Raw genomic sequence first — 18,252 nt, 5'->3', positions numbered from 1 at the left:
CTTTCAGCTGAAGGTGTCGTAGGCCGGCGGGTCGTCGTAGTACGCGCTCAGGAGCAGCGCGCCCGACGAGGCGGCCAGGGCGTGCGGGCCGAGCGCGGTGGGACGGACGCGGTCCGGGTCCCAGGAGCGGCCGAGCAGGCGCGCGGCCTCGGCCCGCACCTCGTCGACGTGCGCGGGGACGGCGAGCAGGCCGCCGGACAGGACGACCAGGTCCGGGTCGAAGAGGTCGACGAGGTGGGCGACGGCGGCGCCGATGTGCCGGGCGCGTTCGCGCAGCAGCGCGTCGGCCGCCGCGTCGCCCGAGGTGGCGAGGGCGGCGAGGTCCGTCAAGTCGCCGTCGGAACCGAGGAGTTGGGAGGCGATGGCGGAGTCCACCACCGCCCGGTCGGAGGCCACCGCCTGGAGCACGCCGCGCCGCCCGCAGGCGCAGGCCGGGCCTCCGTCGCGTACGGGCAGATGGCCGATCGAGCCCGCGGCGGCCCGCGCACCCGTGTGCACGCGGCGGCCCATCGCGAGCGCGGCGTCGATGACGTTGCCGGTGAAGAGATGGACCGACGACCCGGTGGCGCGCGCGCACCCGAACCAGACCTCGGCCGTGGCCTGGGCGCGCGCGCCCGAGTCGACGAGCACCGGCAGTCCGTCGCCGATGGCCTCGGTGAGCAGGGCCCGCAGGGGTACGTTCCGCCAGCCGAGCGCCTCGTTGTCGACGACGGTGCCGGCCGTCGGATCGACCCAGCCGCCGGTCGCGACGCCGACCCCGAGGACGGGAACGCGGCCCGCCTCCTTGCGGAGCCGGGTCACCAACTCCACCGCACCGGCGAGGAGTTGGTCCGGCGTACCGGGCCCGCGCTCATCGGTGAGCACGGTGCGCACCCCGCCCCGCAGGTCCACCAGACCGGCCGTGGTGCGCTGCCGCCCCAGGTGCAGCCCGATGACGTAACGGGCGCCCGCCACCAGGTCGACGGGGACCCGGGGCCGCCCGCCGCCACCGGTCCCGGTCCCCGCCCCGGTCAGCGCGGGCAGCTCCCGCAGCAGACCGGAGGCGACGATCGGAGAGACGATCCGGCTGACCGTGCCCGCCGCGAGACCGAGCCGCTCGGCGAGGTCGGCGCGGGGCAGCGGCCCCTCGTCGAGCACGGTGCGCAGCACGGCGGCGGTGTTCGCGCGGCGCAGCCCCGCCGGTGTGCGGTGGTCGTCGGTCACGTCTCTCCTCGGATCCGGTACGTACAACTCGCTCATGCCTGCTGGATGTTGACCTCCTCCAGCTCCTTGCCGGTGGTCGCGAGGAACGGCGAGACCATGACGATCCCCGCGCACAGGACATAGGCGCAGGCGTAGATCGCGACGGTCTTCAGACCGTAGCTCTCCAGCAGATTCGGTACGAGGACGACGTTCAGCGCGATCATCAGACGCGTGACGCCCTGCGTGATACCGGAACCGATGCCGCGCAGCTGCGTCGGGAACGCCTCCGACGACCACACCCAGGACAGTACGCCGGGCCCGAACCAGGTGAGCAGGGAGTAGAAGACGTAGCAGATCAGCAGAAGCGTCGCCGATTTCGGGCCGAGGAAGGCGATGCCGAGCCCCGCCACGAAGACGCCGAGGCAGGCCCAGATGCCGAGCTTGCGGCGGTTGATGCGGTCGATGACCTGGGAGCCCGCGATGACCGCGACGAGCCCCGCGGTGAAGCCGGCGAGCGAGAACCACAGCGAGTTCTTCGCGCCGATCCCGGTGGACTCCATGACGATGGGGCCCGCGACGGTGGCGACCGCGCCGCCGAACGACTGGAGCGCGAAGAAGCCGGTGACAGCGGCGAGGCGGTAGCCCGCGCCGTCGCTGAACAGCTCGCGCAGGTTCCGCCGCTCCTCCTTGACCGGGGCGGGCGGCTCCTCGACGCCCAGCAGCTCGAAGACCTGCCGCGCCTCCTCGTGCCGGCCCTGCGCCCGCAGCCAGCGCGGCGACTCGGGCAGGAGCTGGCGGGCGACCAGTACGGCGAGAGCGGGGAGCGCCGCGAGCCCGAACAGCCAGCGCCAGGTGTTCTCCCCGGCGACGTCGCGCAGGGCGAGCGCGATGAGCACGCTGGTGATCGCACCGCCGAGCCACATCATGTTGGGCAGCGAGCCCGCGATCCTGCCGCGCCTGGCCTTGGGCGATATCTCGGCGAGGAAGGCGTGCGAGGTGGGGATGTCCATGCCGACGGCGACGCCGATGAAGAACCGGGCGATCATCAGCTGCCACACCTCGGTCACGAAGGCGGACGCGATGGCGGCGACGACGAAGAAGACGAGGTTGATGACGAAGATGATCTTCCGGCCGAAGCGGTCGGACAGATCACCGAAGACGACGAGGCCGACCGCCGTACCGATGAAGGCGATGGCACCGAGCCAGCCGACCTGGGTGGCGTCGAGGCCGAAGGCGGGCTTGAGGAAGATCAGGGCGGCGCCCATGACGAGCAGGTCGTAGCCGTCGATGAACTCGCCGAAGGCGACGATCCGGGGAGTCCACTTCTTCGCGAAGCGGGCGCGCTCGGGGGTGATGCCGCCGGGATGTGGGGCGGGGGTGCGGGTGTCGGTGCTGGTCATGGGGAGGTCACTGTCCCTCTGTGAAACCGATGGAAGGGGAGGCGGGGAGGGGAGCCCCGAAGTAGTCGCGGCCGCCGTTCCCGGAGATCGCGGCGCCGGCGCCCAGAGCGGGGGAGCCGGACAGCAGCCGGTAGCCGGCCGGGTCGTACGAGGAGGTGGAGGCCGCGGCGAGGCGCGGGTCCGCGGTGAGCGTGGCGGTGGCCGTCGCGGGGGCGGGGGAGCCGTGGATCAGGTTGTGCTGGATACGGAAGGCGGAGTCGTTCAGCGTCCAGGACGCCGAACTGCCGCCGTTCAGAAGGTTGTTGGTGAAGGCGACGTCGAGCGCACCGTCCTTCGTCGCGCCCTCCGTGACGACCTTGTGGCCCGCGTCGTCGGGGAGCTGGACGGTGTTGTTGTAGATCTGTCCGCGCTGCAGCCCTCCGGAGCAGACCTGGAAGGTGCGCGCGTGGTCGTTGACCGACAGGTTGTAGCGGATCACGAAGTCCTTGGTGTTGCCGGGGACATCGGCGCCGTACGGGCAGAGCAGGAAGAAGCCCCCGTCGTTGTCGTGCGACAGGTTGTACTGGAAGGTGACGTGGTTCGTGGAGTGGTCCACGTCGTACGCCTGGCCGTCCTGGGTGGTGTTGCCGCCCGAGGCCGCGTTGTACTGGAAGGTGACGTAGTCGCTGTTTGCGGTCCACATGCCCGCGTTGGGCGACCCGGACCGCTCGTTGAAGCCGGCGAGCGTGTTGCGCTGCACCAGGGCGTTCGAGCTGGTCTTGATCACGATCTCGTCGCCCCCGATGTCGGACAGGGCGTTGCCCTCGACGGTGGTGGCGGTGTGCGGGTGCCAGGCGGCGGTGCACAGGGTGTTCCAGAAGGTCACCATGTCGGGTCGCTGGCACCAGTTGGACCAGAAGTAGATCCCGGCGCGGTCCACGGAGCGGATGGTGTTGTCGCGGATCGCGATGCCGGTGAAGGCGGAGGGGGTGGCCGTCCCGAGCGCCTCGACGACGATTCCGCCCGAGGCGCCCGCGTACTTGCCGTTGGAGATCGTCCCGCCGGTCTTCGCGGGCAGGACCCCGCGTACGTCGTGGATGTTCAGGCGCTGCAGCACGACCCCGGCGAGGTCGCCCGAGTCGACCGCCTGCGCCCAAACACCGCGTCGGGCGGTGGTGTTGTCGCCGAGTGCCGTCAGCTCCAGGTCCTGGACGGTGACGTGTGAGGCGTTCTTGAGCCAGACGGCGGCGAGGTTGCCGTTCGCGTCGATGTGCGCGGCGGCGCCGCTGCCGTAACTCCCGTACGAGACGGGGGAGTTGGCGGTCCCGGAGTAGCGGGCGTAGAGCTGCCCCTTGCAGGTGGTGCCGCGCTTGAAGAGCACGGAGTCGCCGGCGGTCAGGGCGAGGGCGTTGGCGGCGGGCATCGAATTGAGCGGGGACGCCTGGCTGCCGGAGCCGTCGGCCGCGGCCGAGCAGTCGACGTAGTACGCCGTGGGGGCGGCGGACGCGGGTGCGGCGGCGGCCAGTTGGGCGCCGACGACGAGCAGGCCGAGGGCTGCGGCCGCAGCGCGAATGCGCAGCTGGGGACGGGGGTGGAGCATGTTCACCTCCTAGTTGTGTGCGGAAAGAAAATAACTCCGCGAGGTCGGTGTCAAGACTTCTCGCAGGACCGCCATGAGCCTGCAACACACACAGAAGGCCCGGAACACCCCCAGCGGGAAGTTCCGGGCCTTCGTGAAGCCGCGTGAAGCGTCGTGAAGCCCTGAGTACGAGTTCAGTTGCCGGTGACGGTGACCTTCTCGTCGTTCTTCAGCTCGTCCACCAGCTGCTTGACCTTGGCCTTGTCCCAGACGAGATTGCCGCCGACGGAACCGTTGATCGGCATGTTCATCGAGGTGCCGTCGCCGCCCGTCACACCCTTGAGCGCCAGGAACATCTGGGCCAGGTTGTACAGGCTCATGTCCTTGTCCACGGCCACCGTGTCCAGCCCCGCGCTCATCGCCGGGTAGATCGCGAACGGGTTCATCACCGTCGTCGGGCTGGCCACCTTGGAGGCGAGCGCCGAGAGGAACTTCTGCTGGTTCTTGGTGCGCTGCAGGTCGCTGGCGGCGAAGGCGTGCCGGGTACGCACGTAGGCGAGCGCCTGCTGCCCGTCGAGCGTCTGCTTGCCCGCCTTGAAGTCGGCTCCCGAGTACTTGTCCTTGAAGCCCTCCGGGAGGTTCATCTCGACGCCGCCGACCGCGTCGACCAGGTTGGCGAAGCCGCCGAAGCCGATCTCCGCGTAGTGGTCGATGTGCAGACCGGTGTTGTACTCCACGGTCCGCACGAGCAGCTCGGGGCCGTCCATGGCGTACGCGGCGTTCAGCTTCGTCGTGCGTCCCGTGTTCGGGTAGGTCTTGCCGGACTCGGAGCCCTTGAAGGAGGGGATGGTGATGTTCGAGTCGCGCGGCAGCGAGATCAGGGAGTCCCCGTTGTCGCCGATGTGCAGGATCGACATCGAGTCCGTGCGCTTGCCCGCGGCGGACCCGGTGTGCAGCTTCTTCTTGTCCGCGGCGGACATGCCCTCGCGGCTGTCGGAGCCGACGATCAGGTAGTTCGTGCCCTTGCCGGTCTCGGGCCGCTCGATGACCTTCGACAGGTCGACCTCGCGCCTGAGCTTGGAGTCGGCCCAGAAGTACGTACCGATCGACACGCCCAGGACGGCGACGACCAGCACCAGCGCGCCGATCTTGATGCGGCGCCGCCAGTTCGGGGCGGCGGAGGGGCTGCGGCGCGGGGCCGGGGGCTGACCGCCCTGGCCGCTGCGACCGCCGCCGGAGCCGTGGCCGCCGTAGACCTGCCCGGTGTTGTAATCGCTGTCGTACGCACCCGGGGCGCCATAGCCGTCGTCGTACCCCGGCGAGGGCGCGGGAACGGGCGACCGCCGCTGCACATGCGGCATGGCCCGCGCGCCTTCCGGCTGCGCGTCGTAGCTGCCGCGTCCGTACCTGTCCCTGTCGCTCATGCGAAACAGTGTGCAGTCACCGGCTGTGTGCTTTACAGGGAGGGTGGGGAATCGCAGCAGGGCTGTTGCAGAGCTGATGCATTTGTCCAGCCCGTAATCTGGCACGTATGACCGATCTTCCGGGCAAGCCCACCTCAGCCTCCCGAACCACCCTGTCCCACATCATGACCGGCAATGACACCAACCTTCTCGGCACGGTGCACGGCGGCGTGATCATGAAGCTGGTGGACGACGCGGCGGGCGCGGTGGCCGGCCGGCACTCCGGCGGCCCCGCCGTCACCGCGTCCATGGACGAGATGGCGTTCCTGGAGCCGGTACGCGTGGGCGACCTCGTCCATGTGAAAGCCCAGGTCAACTGGACGGGCCGGTCCTCCATGGAGGTCGGCGTACGGGTCCTGGCCGAGCGGTGGAACGAATCCACCCCCGCCCAGCAGGTCGGCTCCGCCTATCTCGTCTTCGCCGCGGTCGACGAGGAGGGCAAGCCCAGGACCGTACCGCCCGTGGAGCCGGAGACGGAGCAGGACAAGCGCCGCTACCAGGAAGCCCAGATCCGCCGCACCCACCGCCTGGCACGCCGCCGTGCGATCAAGGAGCTGCGCGAGCAGCGGGCCGCGGACGGCATCGAGGACTGAGTCCTCCGCCCGTTACGGACAGACGACCTGGTCCCCGGTGACCGCCCCGAACTCACCCTGGTACTGATCCTCGGCCCGCACCCGCACGACCTTCTTGTAGTCCGACCCCGCCGTCACCTTCAGCGTCCGCCCGAGCCCCTTCACCGGCCGCAGCTCGGCGCCCGGCAGCGCGGTGGCCAGGGACCTCGCCGAGCGGTCCCAGCCCGGGTCGTACTCGATGAAGGTCTGCCGCACGTCGTGCGCCAGCGAGGGCTTGGATGCGCCGGCGGTACGGAAGCCGGTCGCGTGCAGCGCCTTGTCGACGCGTGCGCCGAGCCCGTCGGACGCGGTCCCGTTGTAGACCTGCACCCTGATCTGCTGCGGCGACACGTCCACGGGCGTGGCCTTCGGCTGCTTCGGCCGGTGCGGGGCGAGCGGCTTGTCGTCGCGCAGCAGCTGGAAGAGCTTCTTGGACTTGGCCTCGTCCCACTTCACGGTCGACCCGATGCCCTTGACGGGGAAGCTGATCTGCCCGATCGGCACGGACATGAACTCCGACGAGGCGGGCGTGAAGCTGCGCATGGCCTGCCCCAGCTGGAGCATCTGCTCCGCCCCGAATCCCGGATCGGCCCGCACCGAGCCGAGCATCGCGCCGGTCACCTCGCGGAATCTCACCGGGTTGAGGAGCACCCCGCTGCCGCTGGCCTTGGCGATGAGGGAGGCCAGGAAGCGCTGCTGGCGCTGCATCCGGCCCAGGTCGGCGGCGCCGTCGATGTGGCGGGAGCGTACGTACTGAAGCGCCTGCCCGCCGCTGAGGCTGGTGGTCCCCACGGGCAGGTCGAGCCCGGTGTAGGAGTCCTTCAGCGGACGGGCCGTGCAGACCTGCACCCCGCCCAGCACGTCCACCGTCTTCATGAAGCTGGTGAAGTCGACCTCCAGGTAGTGGTCGATCTTCACCCCGGTCATGTGCTCCACGGTCCGCACCGCGAGGTTCGGGCCGCCCTCCGCGTACGCCGCGTTGATCTTGATCGGGTGCATGTTGTGGTGCCGGCCCGTGGACTCGTCCGTGTGCTCGGGCGCCTCGGCGTAACTGTCGCGCGGCAGGCTCACCACGCTCGCCCGCGACCTGTCCTCCGACAGATGGACGATCATGATCGTGTCGGTGCAGTGACAGGGCGCGCCGCCCAGGTGGTACAGCCGCTTCTGCTCCGGAGTGATCTTGTCGCGCCCGTCGGTCCCGACGAGCAGGAGATTCATCCCCTTGCTCTCCTCGGGCCGGTTCTTCATGTCCTTGAAGGGGTCGACCCGGTCGATGCCGGAGTCCACGCTGTTGACGACCGCGTGGCCGACGCCGGATGCGCCCAGGACCAGTACGGACAGTGAGGTGGCCGCGCGCAGCCCCCAGCGAGGGCGCGCGTCCTGCGTTCGGCGACGGGGCTGGGGCATGAGGGACTCCTCCGGGGCAGGGGACGCGAGCACCGTAGGCGGACATGATCGGATGACCCGGGCAATGGACCGGCCGCCGCGCGCCCGGTTCCCCCGTTCGCGGTAACGTGAACTCCGATGAACGCCACTCCCGCCCCGCATCCAGCCGTCTCCGTGATCATGCCCGTCCTCAATGAGGAACGGCATCTGCGCAGCTCGGTCCGTCACATCCTCGAGCAGGAGTACGACGGCGAGATGGAGGTGGTGATCGCGATCGGCCCCTCCTCGGACCGCACGGAGGAGATCGCCGCCGAACTCGTACGAGAAGACCCCCGCGTCCACACCGTCCCGAACCCCACGGGCCGCACCCCCGCAGCGCTGAACGCGGCGATCAAGGCCTCCCGGCACCCCATCGTGGTGCGGGTCGACGGCCACGGCATGCTCTCCCCGAACTACATCGCCACCGCGGTCCGCCTCCTCGGCGAGACGGGTGCGATGAACGTCGGCGGCATCATGAACGCCGAGGGCGAGACGCCGTGGGAGGAAGCGGTCGCGGCCGCGATGACGTCGAAGATCGGCGTCGGCAACGCGGCATTCCATACGGGCGGCGAGGCGGCCTCGGCGGAGACGGTCTTCCTCGGCGTATTCCGCCGCGAGGCCCTGGAGCAACAGGGCGGCTACAACGAGGAGTTCATCCGCGCCCAGGACTGGGAGCTGAACTTCCGCATCCGCGAGGCGGGCGGCCTGATCTGGTTCTCACCGGAGCTGAAGGTCCAGTACCGCCCGCGCCCCTCGGTGAAGGCCCTGGCCAAGCAGTACAAGGACTACGGCCGCTGGCGCCACGTGGTCGCCCGCTACCACGAGGGCTCGATCAACCTCCGCTACCTCGCGCCCCCGACGGCGGTCGTCGCGATAGCCGCAGGCATCGTGCTGGGCGCGGCGGTGACCCCTTGGGCCTTCGTCCTCCCGGCCGGCTACCTCGCGGCGATCGTCGCGGGCTCGATCCCGGCGGGCAAGGGCCTGTCGCTGAAGGCCCGCGCGCAGATCCCGGTGGCCCTCGCGACGATGCACATGTCCTGGGGCTACGGCTACCTGACGAGCCCCCGCGCCCTGGCCCGCAAGGTCATCGCCAGCCGCCGCCCGTCGGTGCGCGCGACCGTCTGACCCGACCCGAAGGGCCCCTCCGCACCGGCGGAGGGGCCCTTCGGCGTACTCACCGCGCTAGAAGCTGTAGCCGGGCTGTACGTGCATGCACGAGACCTTCTCGCCGTTGAGCACCTTCGCGGTGGACGGGGTCTTGTCGTCCGCCTTGGGGTACGCGTCCCCCGTGCGCCAGTCCGCGCCCACCGTCAGCGTGACACCCGAGACATCGGTCGACTTCTTCACCGAACTCAGCGGAATCCCCAGGGCCTTGGCGAGGGCCTGTGCGTCCCCCTCCAGATCGGCGCTGGGGAAGTTGATGACGGTCTTCGCCTGCGGTTTCAGCGTGTGGTCGGACTTGGCCCGGGCGTAGCCCGCCGCCTTCAGCACCGAGGCCACCGCGGTCGCGCGCCCTTCGGCCGGCGCCTGGGAGTCCGTTCCTGTGCCGTTGTGCACCAGCACTCCGGTGTCGGCCACCGGGGCTGCAGGGTCCTTGGAGACCTGCTCGACCTTCTTCTTCGCCGCAGGCTTCCCGTCCAGCGGGACGTCGTCACGGACCATCGACCACAGCTTCTCGGCGTCGCCCGGGATGGGCACGACCTTGCCCTTGTGGTTCGGGTCCTGGGAGTACATGTTCGGCATCGTGGTCATCGAGATGCGCTTGGTCGGGACCTTCTTGAGGTCCTCCCCGAGGTCGTAGAGCTTCTTGACCGTGCCCAGACCGTCATCCACGGTGAGCGCGTTGGTGGCAGCTTCGGCAAGATCCATGAGCTGCCCGGGGTCGCTCAACTTGGTGCCCTTGCGCAGCTGGCGCACCATCGAGCTCATGTACTGGTGCTGGGCTTCGGCGCGCGCCAGGTCGGTGCCGTCGACGAAGCCGTATCGGGTACGCAGCCATTGCAGGGCTTGTATGCCCTTGATGTTGTGGTCGCCCTTGGTCAGCTCAAGTCCCGAACCGTGACCGTTGCGGTCGCGCGAGCGGACATTCGCATCGACACAGACCGGAACACCGCCGATGGCGTCCGCCATGGAGACCACACCCGAGAAGTCGATCATCATGAAGTGATCGATGTGGATGTTGGTGATCGACTCCCAGGTGGCCACCGTGCAGCCGGGTCCGCCGCGGCCGAGCGACTCATTGGTCAGGTGCGGCTCCGTGGACGCCGAGTAGACCTTCCCCTTCTTGTCCGTGCACTTGGGGATCTTCACCAGGGTGTCGCGCGGCATGCTGACCACCGACATGTTGCTGCGGTCGGCGGAGACATGGAGCAGCATCTGAACGTCGGCGAGCGGCAGCCCTCCGAAGGTGTTCTTCGCCCCGCCCAGCTTCTGGTTCTCCTTGGTGTCCCGCGCGTCCGAACCGATCAGCAGGATGTTCATCGGGGTCTGCCCGGCGGCGTTGGCCTTCGCCTTGGGCGCCTTGCTCTCGCCCAGGTTGAGGGCGTCCTTCTTGATGTTCGCGTTGAGATGGCGGTAATACGCGTAACCGGCGCCGGCCGTCCCCAATATGAGCAGCGACACCACGGCCGCCACCCATTTCAGTATTCGGTGTTTGCCACGTTTCGCGCGTCTGCGCGGCCCGCCACGGCGATGCCCGCTGCCCTCCCCGGGCTCAGCCGGCGGCTGGCCGCCGTCCGCGTACAGGCTTTCGTCCCAACCGAGTTGATGAGCGCGCGAAGCCCGGGCATCCCGAGCCTCCTCCCCACGCACACTGTTCTGCCCCACCCCTGAACCCCCTGTTATTCAGGTCTGCGCGAAGAAGGCTGACGGATCGTCACTTCGGGCACACCGTCTTGTCGGCTTCCACTCTCTGAATATCTTCCGGCGCCTTTGTAGGAGTGGCGATCGGAGTTCCCGGTTCCTTGAAGTCGGCGCCGAGTGTGAGCGTCATCGGCGTACGGCCGACGGAGTCCGTGGTGCCGGGCTTGAGGGCCGAAGCGGGCAGGCCCATGAGGTCGGCCAGCTTGCGGGCCTGGTCGGCCTGGTTCGGTCCGTACTCCAGGGTCGTCTTCGCGACCTTCGTCGGGGCGTTGCCGTCGTTGCTCGACTTCAGCACGCCCTCCGTGTTCTGGAGCCAGGTCAGCGTCGACGATGCGGATCCGGGCGGGGCCGTGCTGTTGAGCACCTTCACGCGTACGTCGGACGCCTTGGCCTGCGTCCCCTTCAGCAGCGCGTCCTGGGCGCTCTTGGCGGCGCTCGCCTTCTGCTTGACCTCGGTGAGCGAGATGTCGTCCCGGATCATCGCGTACAGCGGGTCGGCCTTGGCCGGGTTGACGATGACCGTCTTGTGGATCTTGCCGTCGGCAGGATTGTCCAGGACGGGGAGCGTCGCGAAGGTGACGTTCTTCGGGTTGACCTTCTTCAGGTCGAGCGCGAGGTTCTTGAGCTTGTTGATGCTCCCTATCGCGCTGTCGACCGTGAGGGCCTTGGTGGCCGCGTCCGCCAGGCTGTAGAGCTTTCCGGCGTCCGTGAGCGTGTCACCGGAGGTGATCTTGCGGATCAGCGACGCGAGGAACTGCTGCTGCACCTGGATGCGGTCCAGGTCGCCCTGGTTGCCGAAGCTGTGCCGGGTCCGTACGAAAGCGAGCGCCTGCTCGCCCTCGACGACCGACTTCCCCTTGGGGAGCGTGAGGTGTGACTTTTCGTCGTTGATCGGCTTGCCGACGCAGATTTCGACACCGCCCACCGCGGAGGAGAGCGTCTTGACGGCATTGAAGTCGGCCATCATGAAGTGGTCGACGTTGAGGCCGGTGAGCTTCTTGACCGTGGCCATGGTGCAGCCCGGGTCGCGGCCGTCCTGGCCGAGGCTGATGTTGAAGCGGACGTTGTCGGTGCCCGGGATGTTCTTGATCGACCCGTCCGGCTGCTTCGTGGGGCACTCGGGGATGTCGGTGACCAGGTCCCGGGGGATGGAGATCGCGGTGGCGTTCGTCCGGTCCTTGGAGACGTGGAAGAGGATGTTGGTGTCGGCGTGGCCGATGCTTCCCTTGTCCCCGTAACCCTCATTGCCCTTGCCGGTGCGCTTGTCCGTACCGATGAGCAGGATGTTGACGGCCTTGTTCTTGATGGAGCCGTTTTTGTCGCCGCCGATCACGTCAACGGTCTTCAGGTTTCCGTTGAAGTGCTGGTAGAGCGCGTACGCTCCCGCACTGCCGGCGACCAGGACCACGCCCATCACGCCGCCGGTCCACATCAGGGCCTTCTTCTTGCGCGACTTCTTCGGCTTGGGCTTACGGCGCCCGTTGCCACCCTGCGGTGTACCACCAGGGCCGCCCGTGTCGCCGGTGCCGCCCGAGCCGCCGCCCCTGCGTCCCGAACCGCCCCTGCCACCGGAACCGGCGGCGCCGTCCGCCCCGCCCGAACCGGGCTGCGCGGCACGGCGGCTGCGCTGCGGAGGTGTGTCGCGATGATTCGACTGTCCGGAACTCCCCGACTGCCGGTGAGAGCCTCCCGACTGCGGTGCGGAAGGGTTCAGTCGCAGTTCGTAATTGCCGGTATTCGGGTTGAGCACCCACTGGTCTGCGGGGTCGATGTCGTCCGCCCGCCCACGGCCTTGCGCATCCACGGTTGCTTGAGTCCTCCGTCGGGTGCCACCTGAAGCGCCTCCCCCCAGGCGCCTGGCAATCGGTCCAGAAGTGCACGGCCTTGACGGTCGCATGCACCGGATCGCGTCACACTATCTGTCCGCTCGCAGATCGGGCGACGAGCGTGACGTATTCCACCCCGCTTACAACCGGGCAATACGCCCAATTCCCTTACACACGCGGGTTTCCCTTGGGCAGTGCTTTACCCGCACATGCCGACAGCGGCGCTTGTTCCGGTGGAAGTGGAGCCCGGACGGGGTGCTCGTCGCCCCGGTTTTTCGTCGCCCCAGTACTCCTCGCCGGAGTATTCGTCCTCCCATGACGAGTCGTTCGCGGAGTTGTCGCCCGAAGCCGCGTCGTTGGCAGGAGGGGTGGGGCTCACCGTGACGGGGACGTCCTTGCGCAGTTGCGTGAAGAGGTTCTCCGCGTCGGGCTCGACGAGTTGGTCGCGGTTCGCGTCATAGATGTACGACTCCCGCGGCAGCGTCAGGAATTGCACCTTGTCGATGGGAATGTCCCGCATGCGGCGCGTCAGGTCGTAGAGGTCCTTCAGCGAGTCCAGACCCGGGTCGGTGGTCAGCGACTTGGTGGCCGCGTCCAGGACGGGCAGCAGGCGCGTCGGGTTCAGGAGCACACCGCTGGACTGCACCTTCTTCACCAGGGAGCTGAGGAACTGCTGCTGGCGGCCCATGCGTTCGGTGTCGCTGCCGTTGCCGATGCTGTGCCGTGCCCGTACGAAGCCGAGCGCCTGCTCCCCGCGCAGCGTCTGGCGCCCGGCCGGCAGCTTGAGGTGGGCCTCGGTGTCGTTGATCGGGCTCGTGAGGCAGATCTCGACGCCGTCGACGGCGTCCACCATGTCCTTGAAGCCGTTGAAGTCGATGACCATCTGGTGGTCGATGCGGATTCCGGTGAGCTTTTCGACCGTACGGATGGTGCAGGCGGTGCCGCCGGTCTCGAACGCCCAGTTGAACTGGGCGAATTGAGAATCACTGAGCGTGTTGTCCGGTTTGTGGCAGGCCGGGATCTGCACCATCAGATCGCGCGGGATCGACATGGCCGTCGCCCGCTGCCGGTCCGCGGACAGATGCAGCAGGATCGTGGTGTCCGAACGCTGGGTGCCCGAGTCCCTGCCGTACCCCTTGTTGCTGCCCGAGCGCGAGTCCGAGCCGATGAGCAGGATGTTCTGCGCGTTGACGACGAGCGGGGTCGGGCGCTCCTTCTCGTACGCGCGCAGTTCGTCGGCGGCGGTGGTGTCGGTCTTGATGTTGCCGTTGAGCTTGTCGTAGTACCACCAGCCGACCCCGGCCCCGGCCAGGATCACGAGCGAGACCCCGGCCGCCGTCCAGCGCAGCCAGTGACGCTTGCGCCGGGCGGGGGGCTCGGCGGGCTCGGCGGGCTCCGCGGACGGGTCGCCGGCGCCGTTGTCCGGCTCTTCCGTCTGCGGCGTCTCGTCGTTCCCGGGGGTGCCCGCGCTGTCGGTCACGTCTGCGTCCATCCCTCGCTGCGTCGGCGGCATCGGCGGCGGAGAGCTGGCTGCCCCCTGCTTCCGATCATGCAGCGGAGTGCGCCCGGGGGCCCGGGGAGCCCGCCCGCGGTGGGCCGTACGGGTGGACGGGCGCCGGTTACGGACGCGGCCTAAGCGGCGGTGTGGGTGACCCGCTCGCTCTCGGTCCGCTTCTCCAGACCCCCCTCGGCGAGTTCGCCGAGATGGCGGCAGAGGACCACCGAGGCGCCCGCGGCCAGCGGGGCGAAGAGCCCGGCGGAGAGCCCGTCCCAGGTGCTGTAGTGACGTCCCGAGAGCAGCCGGGACCCGGTCGTGAGCCCGAGCGAGGCCGCGTCCTCACGAGCCCGCTCCACCAGCTGGGCCGCCGTCAGTTCGACGCCGCCCACCGAGAGCGCGGGCGCGTCCGGGTCCACCGGGGCGTACGGCGCGAAGCGGTCGCCCTGGCTCGGCACCTCGACGGCGTAGTCCGCGAAGCCCGCCGGCGGCTGCGGGAAGCGGCCGCCCAGCGGACGCAGCGCGAGCGCGACGCGCTCTCCGCGGCAGGCGCCCGCCGCCTGGAGCGTGTCGGGTCCGCTGACCACCAGATCCGCTTTCGCCGGGTCGCCCCCGACGTCCGCGACGACACCCACCGACGCGCAGGCGAGCAGCCACACCGCGCTCTGCCAGTGCGCGGGCAGCAGCAGCGCGAGCCGGTCGCCGGGTTCGGCGCCGAGGTCGCCCTGCAGCAGATTGGCGGTCTTGGACACCCAATTGGCGAAGGTGGCCACCGAGAGTTCTACGCGCTCGCCGGTGGCGTCGTCGTAGAAGGTGACCAAGGGGCGGGCCGGGTCCGCGGCGAGGGCAGATCGCAGCAGGTCGGCGGGGGTGCGGTCGCTGGCGTTCATGGGCGCCAAGGGTACGCGGCGGGGGAGTGGGGGCCGGGCCGCCGGGGCGGCGGAGCATCCGACGGACCGTCAGTTCCCCTATGGACAGATTTGTCTGACTATGTTCATGATCCTGTGCATGCGTGCTCTTCTTCCTGTCTCGGTCGCTGTCGTGTGCGCCGCCGCCCTCGCCGTTCCCCTCTCCGCCTCCGCCACCTCCTCCACGGGGTCACCGGCCGCGGACATCCCCGGCTCGACCCGGTCGCTGCCGCTCAATCCGCTCTCCTCCACCCGCTCCCTCTCCGCCGCGCAGGGTCTGCCCGAGCGCGACGTGCAGCCCTTCTCGCTGGTCGGCGTCGTCTGGGACGACGCGGCCGCCGAACTCCAGGGCACGGTCCAGGTCCGTACCCGCGCCACCGGATCCACCGCCTGGTCCGGCTGGCAGCGCGTCGAGACCCACAACCACGAGCACGCCGCCGACCTCGGCACCGAGGAGCAGGAGTCGAGCTCGGTCCGTGGATCCACCGCCCCCCTGTGGGTCGGCGACAGCGACGGCGTCGAGGTACGCGTCCAGCCGGACACCGGCGTACGGGCCGCGGCACCGCTGCCCAAGGGCCTGCGCCTCGAACTGGTCGACCCGGGCGAGGACTCGGGATCCAGTACGGACACCGAGGGTCCGCGCGCCACGGCGCTGAGCGCGGAGGACGCCGCGAGCTCCGCGGTCAACGCCGAGCTCGCCCCGCTCGGCGCCGCCGAGATCCCGGCCCTCGACAAGAGGAGCTCGGAGGACGAGGCCGAGAGTCTCTCGGGAGGCGTCGCGCGTCCGTTCGTAGGACCGAGGCCGCGCATCATCACCCGCAAGGGATGGGGCGCCGACGAGAAGCTCCGCGAGCGCGACTTCGCCTATACGAAGTCGGTGAAGGCGGCCTTCGTGCACCACAGCGCGTCCGGCAACGGCTACAGCTGTGCGCAGTCCCCCTCAGTCCTCCGCAGTATTTACCGCTACCACGTCAAGAGCAGTGGATGGCGTGACATCGGCTACAACTTCGCAGTCGACAAGTGCGGAAACATCTACGAAGGCCGGGCAGGCGGTGTGGCCAAGCCCGTCATGGGCGCGCACACTCTCGGTTTCAACACCAACAGCATGGGTGTCGCGGTGCTCGGCACCTTCACCGACTCCCCGCCGCCCGCCGCCGCCGTGAACGCCGTCGCACGCCTCACGGCCTGGAAACTCGGCCTCTACGGAGCCAATCCGGCCGGGAAGACGTCTCTGATCTCAGGGGGCGGCAATCTCTACAAGAAGGGGAGGAAGGTCACTCTGAACGTCATCTCGGGACACCGCGACGGATTCGCGACCGAATGCCCGGGCGGCCGTCTCTACAAGAAGCTCGGCAAGGCGCGTCACACCTCGGCCCACTACCAGGGCCGCTGAGTGCCCGTACAGCTCTTCACACTATGCCTACACTGACCGCCGATGACCTGGCCGGTCCCAGCAGGAAGCAGAGACGACACGGTGACTGAAGCGATCCTCCTGGTCGGCGGCAAGGGCACGAGGCTGCGACCGCTCACGGTCAACACCCCCAAGCCGATGGTTCCGGCCGCGGGCGTCCCGTTCCTCACCCACCAGCTGGCCCGGGCCCGTGCGGCCGGGGTCGACCACATCGTCCTCGCCACCTCCTACCTCGCGGAGGTCTTCGAGCCGCACTTCGGCGACGGCTCGTCGCTGGGGCTGCACCTCGAGTACGTGACCGAGGAGGAGCCCCTCGGCACGGGCGGCGCGATCCGCAACGTGGCGGCCCGCCTCCACTCCTCGCCCGACGACCCGGTGCTGATCTTCAACGGCGACATCCTGACGGGCCTGGACATCGAGGCGCTGGTGGCCACGCACACCACCAGCGGCGCCGACGTCTCGCTGCACCTCACCCGCGTCGAGGACCCGCGCGCCTTCGGCCTGGTCCCGACGGACGCGACGGGCCGGGTGACGGCCTTCCTCGAAAAGCCCCAGACCCCCGAGGAGATCGTCACCGACCAGATCAACGCGGGCGCGTACGTCTTCCGCCGCTCGGTCATCGACACGATCCCGACCGGCCGCCCGGTCTCGGTCGAGCGCGAGACCTTCCCCGACCTCCTCGCCGCCGGCGCCCACCTCCAGGGGATGGTCGACTCCACGTACTGGCTGGACCTGGGCACCCCGCAGGCTTTCGTACGCGGCTCCGCCGACCTGGTCCAGGGCCGCGCCCCGTCCCCGGCGGTCCCGGGCCGCTGCGGGGACCGCCTGGTCCTGCCCACGGCAACGGTCGCCCTCGACGCCAAACTGACGGATGGCACGGTGGTGGGCGAAGGCGCGGTCATCGCCGAAGGCGCCCGCATCGCGGGCTCCACGATCCTCGACGGCGCGGTGGTCGAGGCCGGTGCGGTGATCACGGACTCGATGGTCGGCGTGGGCGCACGCATCGGTGCGCGTACGGTCCTGTCCGGCGTGGTGATCGGCGACGGTGCACGGGTCGGCGCGGACAACGAGCTGCGTGAGGGCGTACGCATCTGGTGCGACGCGATCGTCCCCCCGTCCTCGATCCGCTTCTCCTCCGACCAGTAACCGGCGGCCCTGCCCCAGTAACCTCGGTGGGGTGTCCGGACGCTTCCCGGTCGGCAGCCCCACCGACCTCACCCTCATCCTCGGCCCGCTGCGACGCGGCCCGGGGGACCCGACGTGCCGCATCGGACGCGACGGCACGTTCTGGCGCGCCTCGCGCACGCCCAAGGGCCCGGCCACGCTCCGTGTGACCCCGTCGGGCGCGGAGGCCTGGGGTCCGGGAGCGGACTGGATGATGGCCCAACTCCCTTCACTCCTGGGCGAGTTGGACGACCCCTCCACCTTCGTCGCCCACCATCGCCTCGTAGCCGAAGCGGCCCGCAGAGCTCCCGCCCTGCGCCTGACCCGCACGGGCCTGGTGATGGAGGCGCTGATCCCCTCGATCCTCGAACAGAAGGTGACGACGGACGAGGCGTACAAGGCCTGGCGCCTGCTGGTGCGCAAGTACGGCGAAGAGGCCCCAGGCCCGGCCCCCGCCGGAATGCACGTCATGCCGACGGCCCGCACCTGGTCCCTGATCCCGTCCTGGGAGTGGCACAAGGCGGGAGTGGACAACAAAAGGGCGGCCACGATCCTGCGGGCGGTACGTGTGGCCCCGCGCCTGGAGGAGGCGTCGACGATGCGCCCCGAGGAAGCGGCGGCACGCCTGCAGTTGATCCCCGGGATCGGCCCCTGGACGACGGCGGAGGTACTTCAGCGCGCACTGGGCGCCCCGGACGCGATCACCGTGGGAGACCTGCACCTCCCGAACATCATCGGCTACGCCCTGACGGGAGCCCACAGGTCGACGGACGAGGAGATGCTGGCGCTCCTGGCCCCGTACGAGGGCCACCGCCACAGGGCGGCCCGCCTGATCCTCCTGACGGGCAGAACGCCTCCACGCCGCACGCCGAAGATGCCGGTGGCGAACATAGCGAGCCTCTGACGATCAAGCCCGCACACCGAGGCCCCGGGGTCTGGGGCGTAGC

The 18,252-nt window shown here is 69.5% G+C and carries 14 protein-coding genes; 5 read left to right on the top strand and 9 right to left on the bottom strand.

What is annotated here, in order from left to right; all coding sequences use genetic code 11:
- Window positions 1-3: 3 nt before the first annotated feature.
- From AB0H78_RS24525 to AB0H78_RS24510, 4 genes are all read right to left on the bottom strand, one after another.
- A complete protein-coding gene (locus tag AB0H78_RS24525) occupies window positions 4-1,203 on the bottom strand; it encodes an ROK family transcriptional regulator (RefSeq protein WP_363236697.1) in 1,200 nt (399 codons plus the stop codon).
- 32 nt (window positions 1,204-1,235) lie between these two features.
- Window positions 1,236-2,582, bottom strand: coding sequence for an MFS transporter (locus AB0H78_RS24520; RefSeq protein WP_363236696.1), 1,347 nt, complete (start codon window positions 2,580-2,582; stop codon window positions 1,236-1,238).
- Between the two features lie 7 nt (window positions 2,583-2,589).
- Complete coding sequence (locus AB0H78_RS24515; RefSeq protein WP_363236695.1) at window positions 2,590-4,161, bottom strand: right-handed parallel beta-helix repeat-containing protein; 1,572 nt, start codon at window positions 4,159-4,161, stop codon at window positions 2,590-2,592.
- A gap of 173 nt (window positions 4,162-4,334) precedes the next feature.
- Window positions 4,335-5,564, bottom strand: coding sequence for an LCP family protein (locus AB0H78_RS24510; protein ID WP_363236694.1), 1,230 nt, complete (start codon window positions 5,562-5,564; stop codon window positions 4,335-4,337).
- Between the two features lie 107 nt (window positions 5,565-5,671).
- Here AB0H78_RS24510 and AB0H78_RS24505 point away from each other — a divergent pair, with 107 nt between their 5' ends.
- On the top strand, window positions 5,672-6,196 hold the full coding sequence (locus AB0H78_RS24505) for an acyl-CoA thioesterase (protein WP_363236693.1): 525 nt from the start codon (window positions 5,672-5,674) through the stop codon (window positions 6,194-6,196).
- A gap of 12 nt (window positions 6,197-6,208) precedes the next feature.
- On the opposite strand, the gene AB0H78_RS24500 is transcribed toward AB0H78_RS24505, so the two are convergent.
- Entirely contained in the window at window positions 6,209-7,621 is a 1,413-nt protein-coding gene (locus AB0H78_RS24500) for an LCP family protein (protein WP_363236692.1), read from the bottom strand.
- Between the two features lie 117 nt (window positions 7,622-7,738).
- Here AB0H78_RS24500 and AB0H78_RS24495 point away from each other — a divergent pair, with 117 nt between their 5' ends.
- Window positions 7,739-8,764: a glycosyltransferase family 2 protein gene (locus tag AB0H78_RS24495; RefSeq protein ID WP_363236691.1), complete on the top strand. Its 1,026-nt coding sequence runs from the start codon at window positions 7,739-7,741 to the stop codon at window positions 8,762-8,764.
- Between the two features lie 57 nt (window positions 8,765-8,821).
- Here AB0H78_RS24495 and AB0H78_RS24490 read toward each other — a convergent pair whose 3' ends face one another.
- The 4 genes from AB0H78_RS24490 to AB0H78_RS24475 all read right to left on the bottom strand — a co-directional run bounded on the left by AB0H78_RS24490 (window position 8,822) and on the right by AB0H78_RS24475 (window position 14,712).
- Entirely contained in the window at window positions 8,822-10,384 is a 1,563-nt protein-coding gene (locus AB0H78_RS24490) for an LCP family protein (RefSeq protein WP_363236913.1), read from the bottom strand.
- 130 nt (window positions 10,385-10,514) lie between these two features.
- Window positions 10,515-12,305 (bottom strand): LCP family protein, encoded by a 1,791-nt coding sequence (locus AB0H78_RS24485; protein ID WP_363236690.1) that lies wholly within the window; start codon window positions 12,303-12,305, stop codon window positions 10,515-10,517.
- A gap of 221 nt (window positions 12,306-12,526) precedes the next feature.
- Entirely contained in the window at window positions 12,527-13,819 is a 1,293-nt protein-coding gene (locus AB0H78_RS24480) for an LCP family protein (protein WP_363236689.1), read from the bottom strand.
- Window positions 13,820-13,959: 140 nt separating this feature from the next.
- The gene (locus AB0H78_RS24475) at window positions 13,960-14,712 is read right to left on the bottom strand and encodes a TIGR03089 family protein (protein WP_363236688.1); all 753 of its coding nucleotides are present in this window, start codon (window positions 14,710-14,712) and stop codon (window positions 13,960-13,962) included.
- A 118-nt stretch (window positions 14,713-14,830) separates the two neighbouring features.
- On the opposite strand from AB0H78_RS24475, the gene AB0H78_RS24470 reads away from it, so the two are divergent.
- The 3 genes from AB0H78_RS24470 to AB0H78_RS24460 all read left to right on the top strand — a co-directional run bounded on the left by AB0H78_RS24470 (window position 14,831) and on the right by AB0H78_RS24460 (window position 18,209).
- A complete protein-coding gene (locus AB0H78_RS24470; RefSeq protein ID WP_363236687.1) occupies window positions 14,831-16,123 on the top strand; it encodes an N-acetylmuramoyl-L-alanine amidase in 1,293 nt (430 codons plus the stop codon).
- A gap of 81 nt (window positions 16,124-16,204) precedes the next feature.
- Entirely contained in the window at window positions 16,205-17,287 is a 1,083-nt protein-coding gene (locus AB0H78_RS24465) for an NDP-sugar synthase (protein WP_363236686.1), read from the top strand.
- Window positions 17,288-17,318: 31 nt separating this feature from the next.
- A complete protein-coding gene (locus tag AB0H78_RS24460) occupies window positions 17,319-18,209 on the top strand; it encodes a DNA-3-methyladenine glycosylase 2 family protein (protein WP_363236685.1) in 891 nt (296 codons plus the stop codon).
- Window positions 18,210-18,252: the final 43 nt, after the last annotated feature.

It is taken from the genome of Streptomyces sp. NPDC050738 (assembly GCF_040654175.1).
Taxonomy (GTDB): Bacteria; Actinomycetota; Actinomycetes; order Streptomycetales; family Streptomycetaceae; genus Streptomyces.
Note: the sequence above shows the minus strand (reverse complement) of the source record. Positions and strands in the feature narration are given on the sequence as shown.

Excerpts from the sequence above, each read along its gene's own strand:
- AB0H78_RS24520 (WP_363236696.1), bottom strand. The coding sequence starts at position 2,582 with ATGACCAGCACCGACACCCGCACCCCCGCCCCACATCCCGGCGGCATC.
- AB0H78_RS24515 (WP_363236695.1), bottom strand. The coding sequence starts at position 4,161 with ATGCTCCACCCCCGTCCCCAGCTGCGCATTCGCGCTGCGGCCGCAGCC.
- AB0H78_RS24510 (WP_363236694.1), bottom strand. The coding sequence starts at position 5,564 with ATGAGCGACAGGGACAGGTACGGACGCGGCAGCTACGACGCGCAGCCG.
- AB0H78_RS24505 (WP_363236693.1), top strand. The coding sequence starts at position 5,672 with ATGACCGATCTTCCGGGCAAGCCCACCTCAGCCTCCCGAACCACCCTG.
- AB0H78_RS24500 (WP_363236692.1), bottom strand. The coding sequence starts at position 7,621 with ATGCCCCAGCCCCGTCGCCGAACGCAGGACGCGCGCCCTCGCTGGGGG.
- AB0H78_RS24495 (WP_363236691.1), top strand. The coding sequence starts at position 7,739 with ATGAACGCCACTCCCGCCCCGCATCCAGCCGTCTCCGTGATCATGCCC.
- AB0H78_RS24480 (WP_363236689.1), bottom strand. The coding sequence starts at position 13,819 with ATGGACGCAGACGTGACCGACAGCGCGGGCACCCCCGGGAACGACGAG.
- AB0H78_RS24475 (WP_363236688.1), bottom strand. The coding sequence starts at position 14,712 with ATGAACGCCAGCGACCGCACCCCCGCCGACCTGCTGCGATCTGCCCTC.
- AB0H78_RS24470 (WP_363236687.1), top strand. The coding sequence starts at position 14,831 with ATGCGTGCTCTTCTTCCTGTCTCGGTCGCTGTCGTGTGCGCCGCCGCC.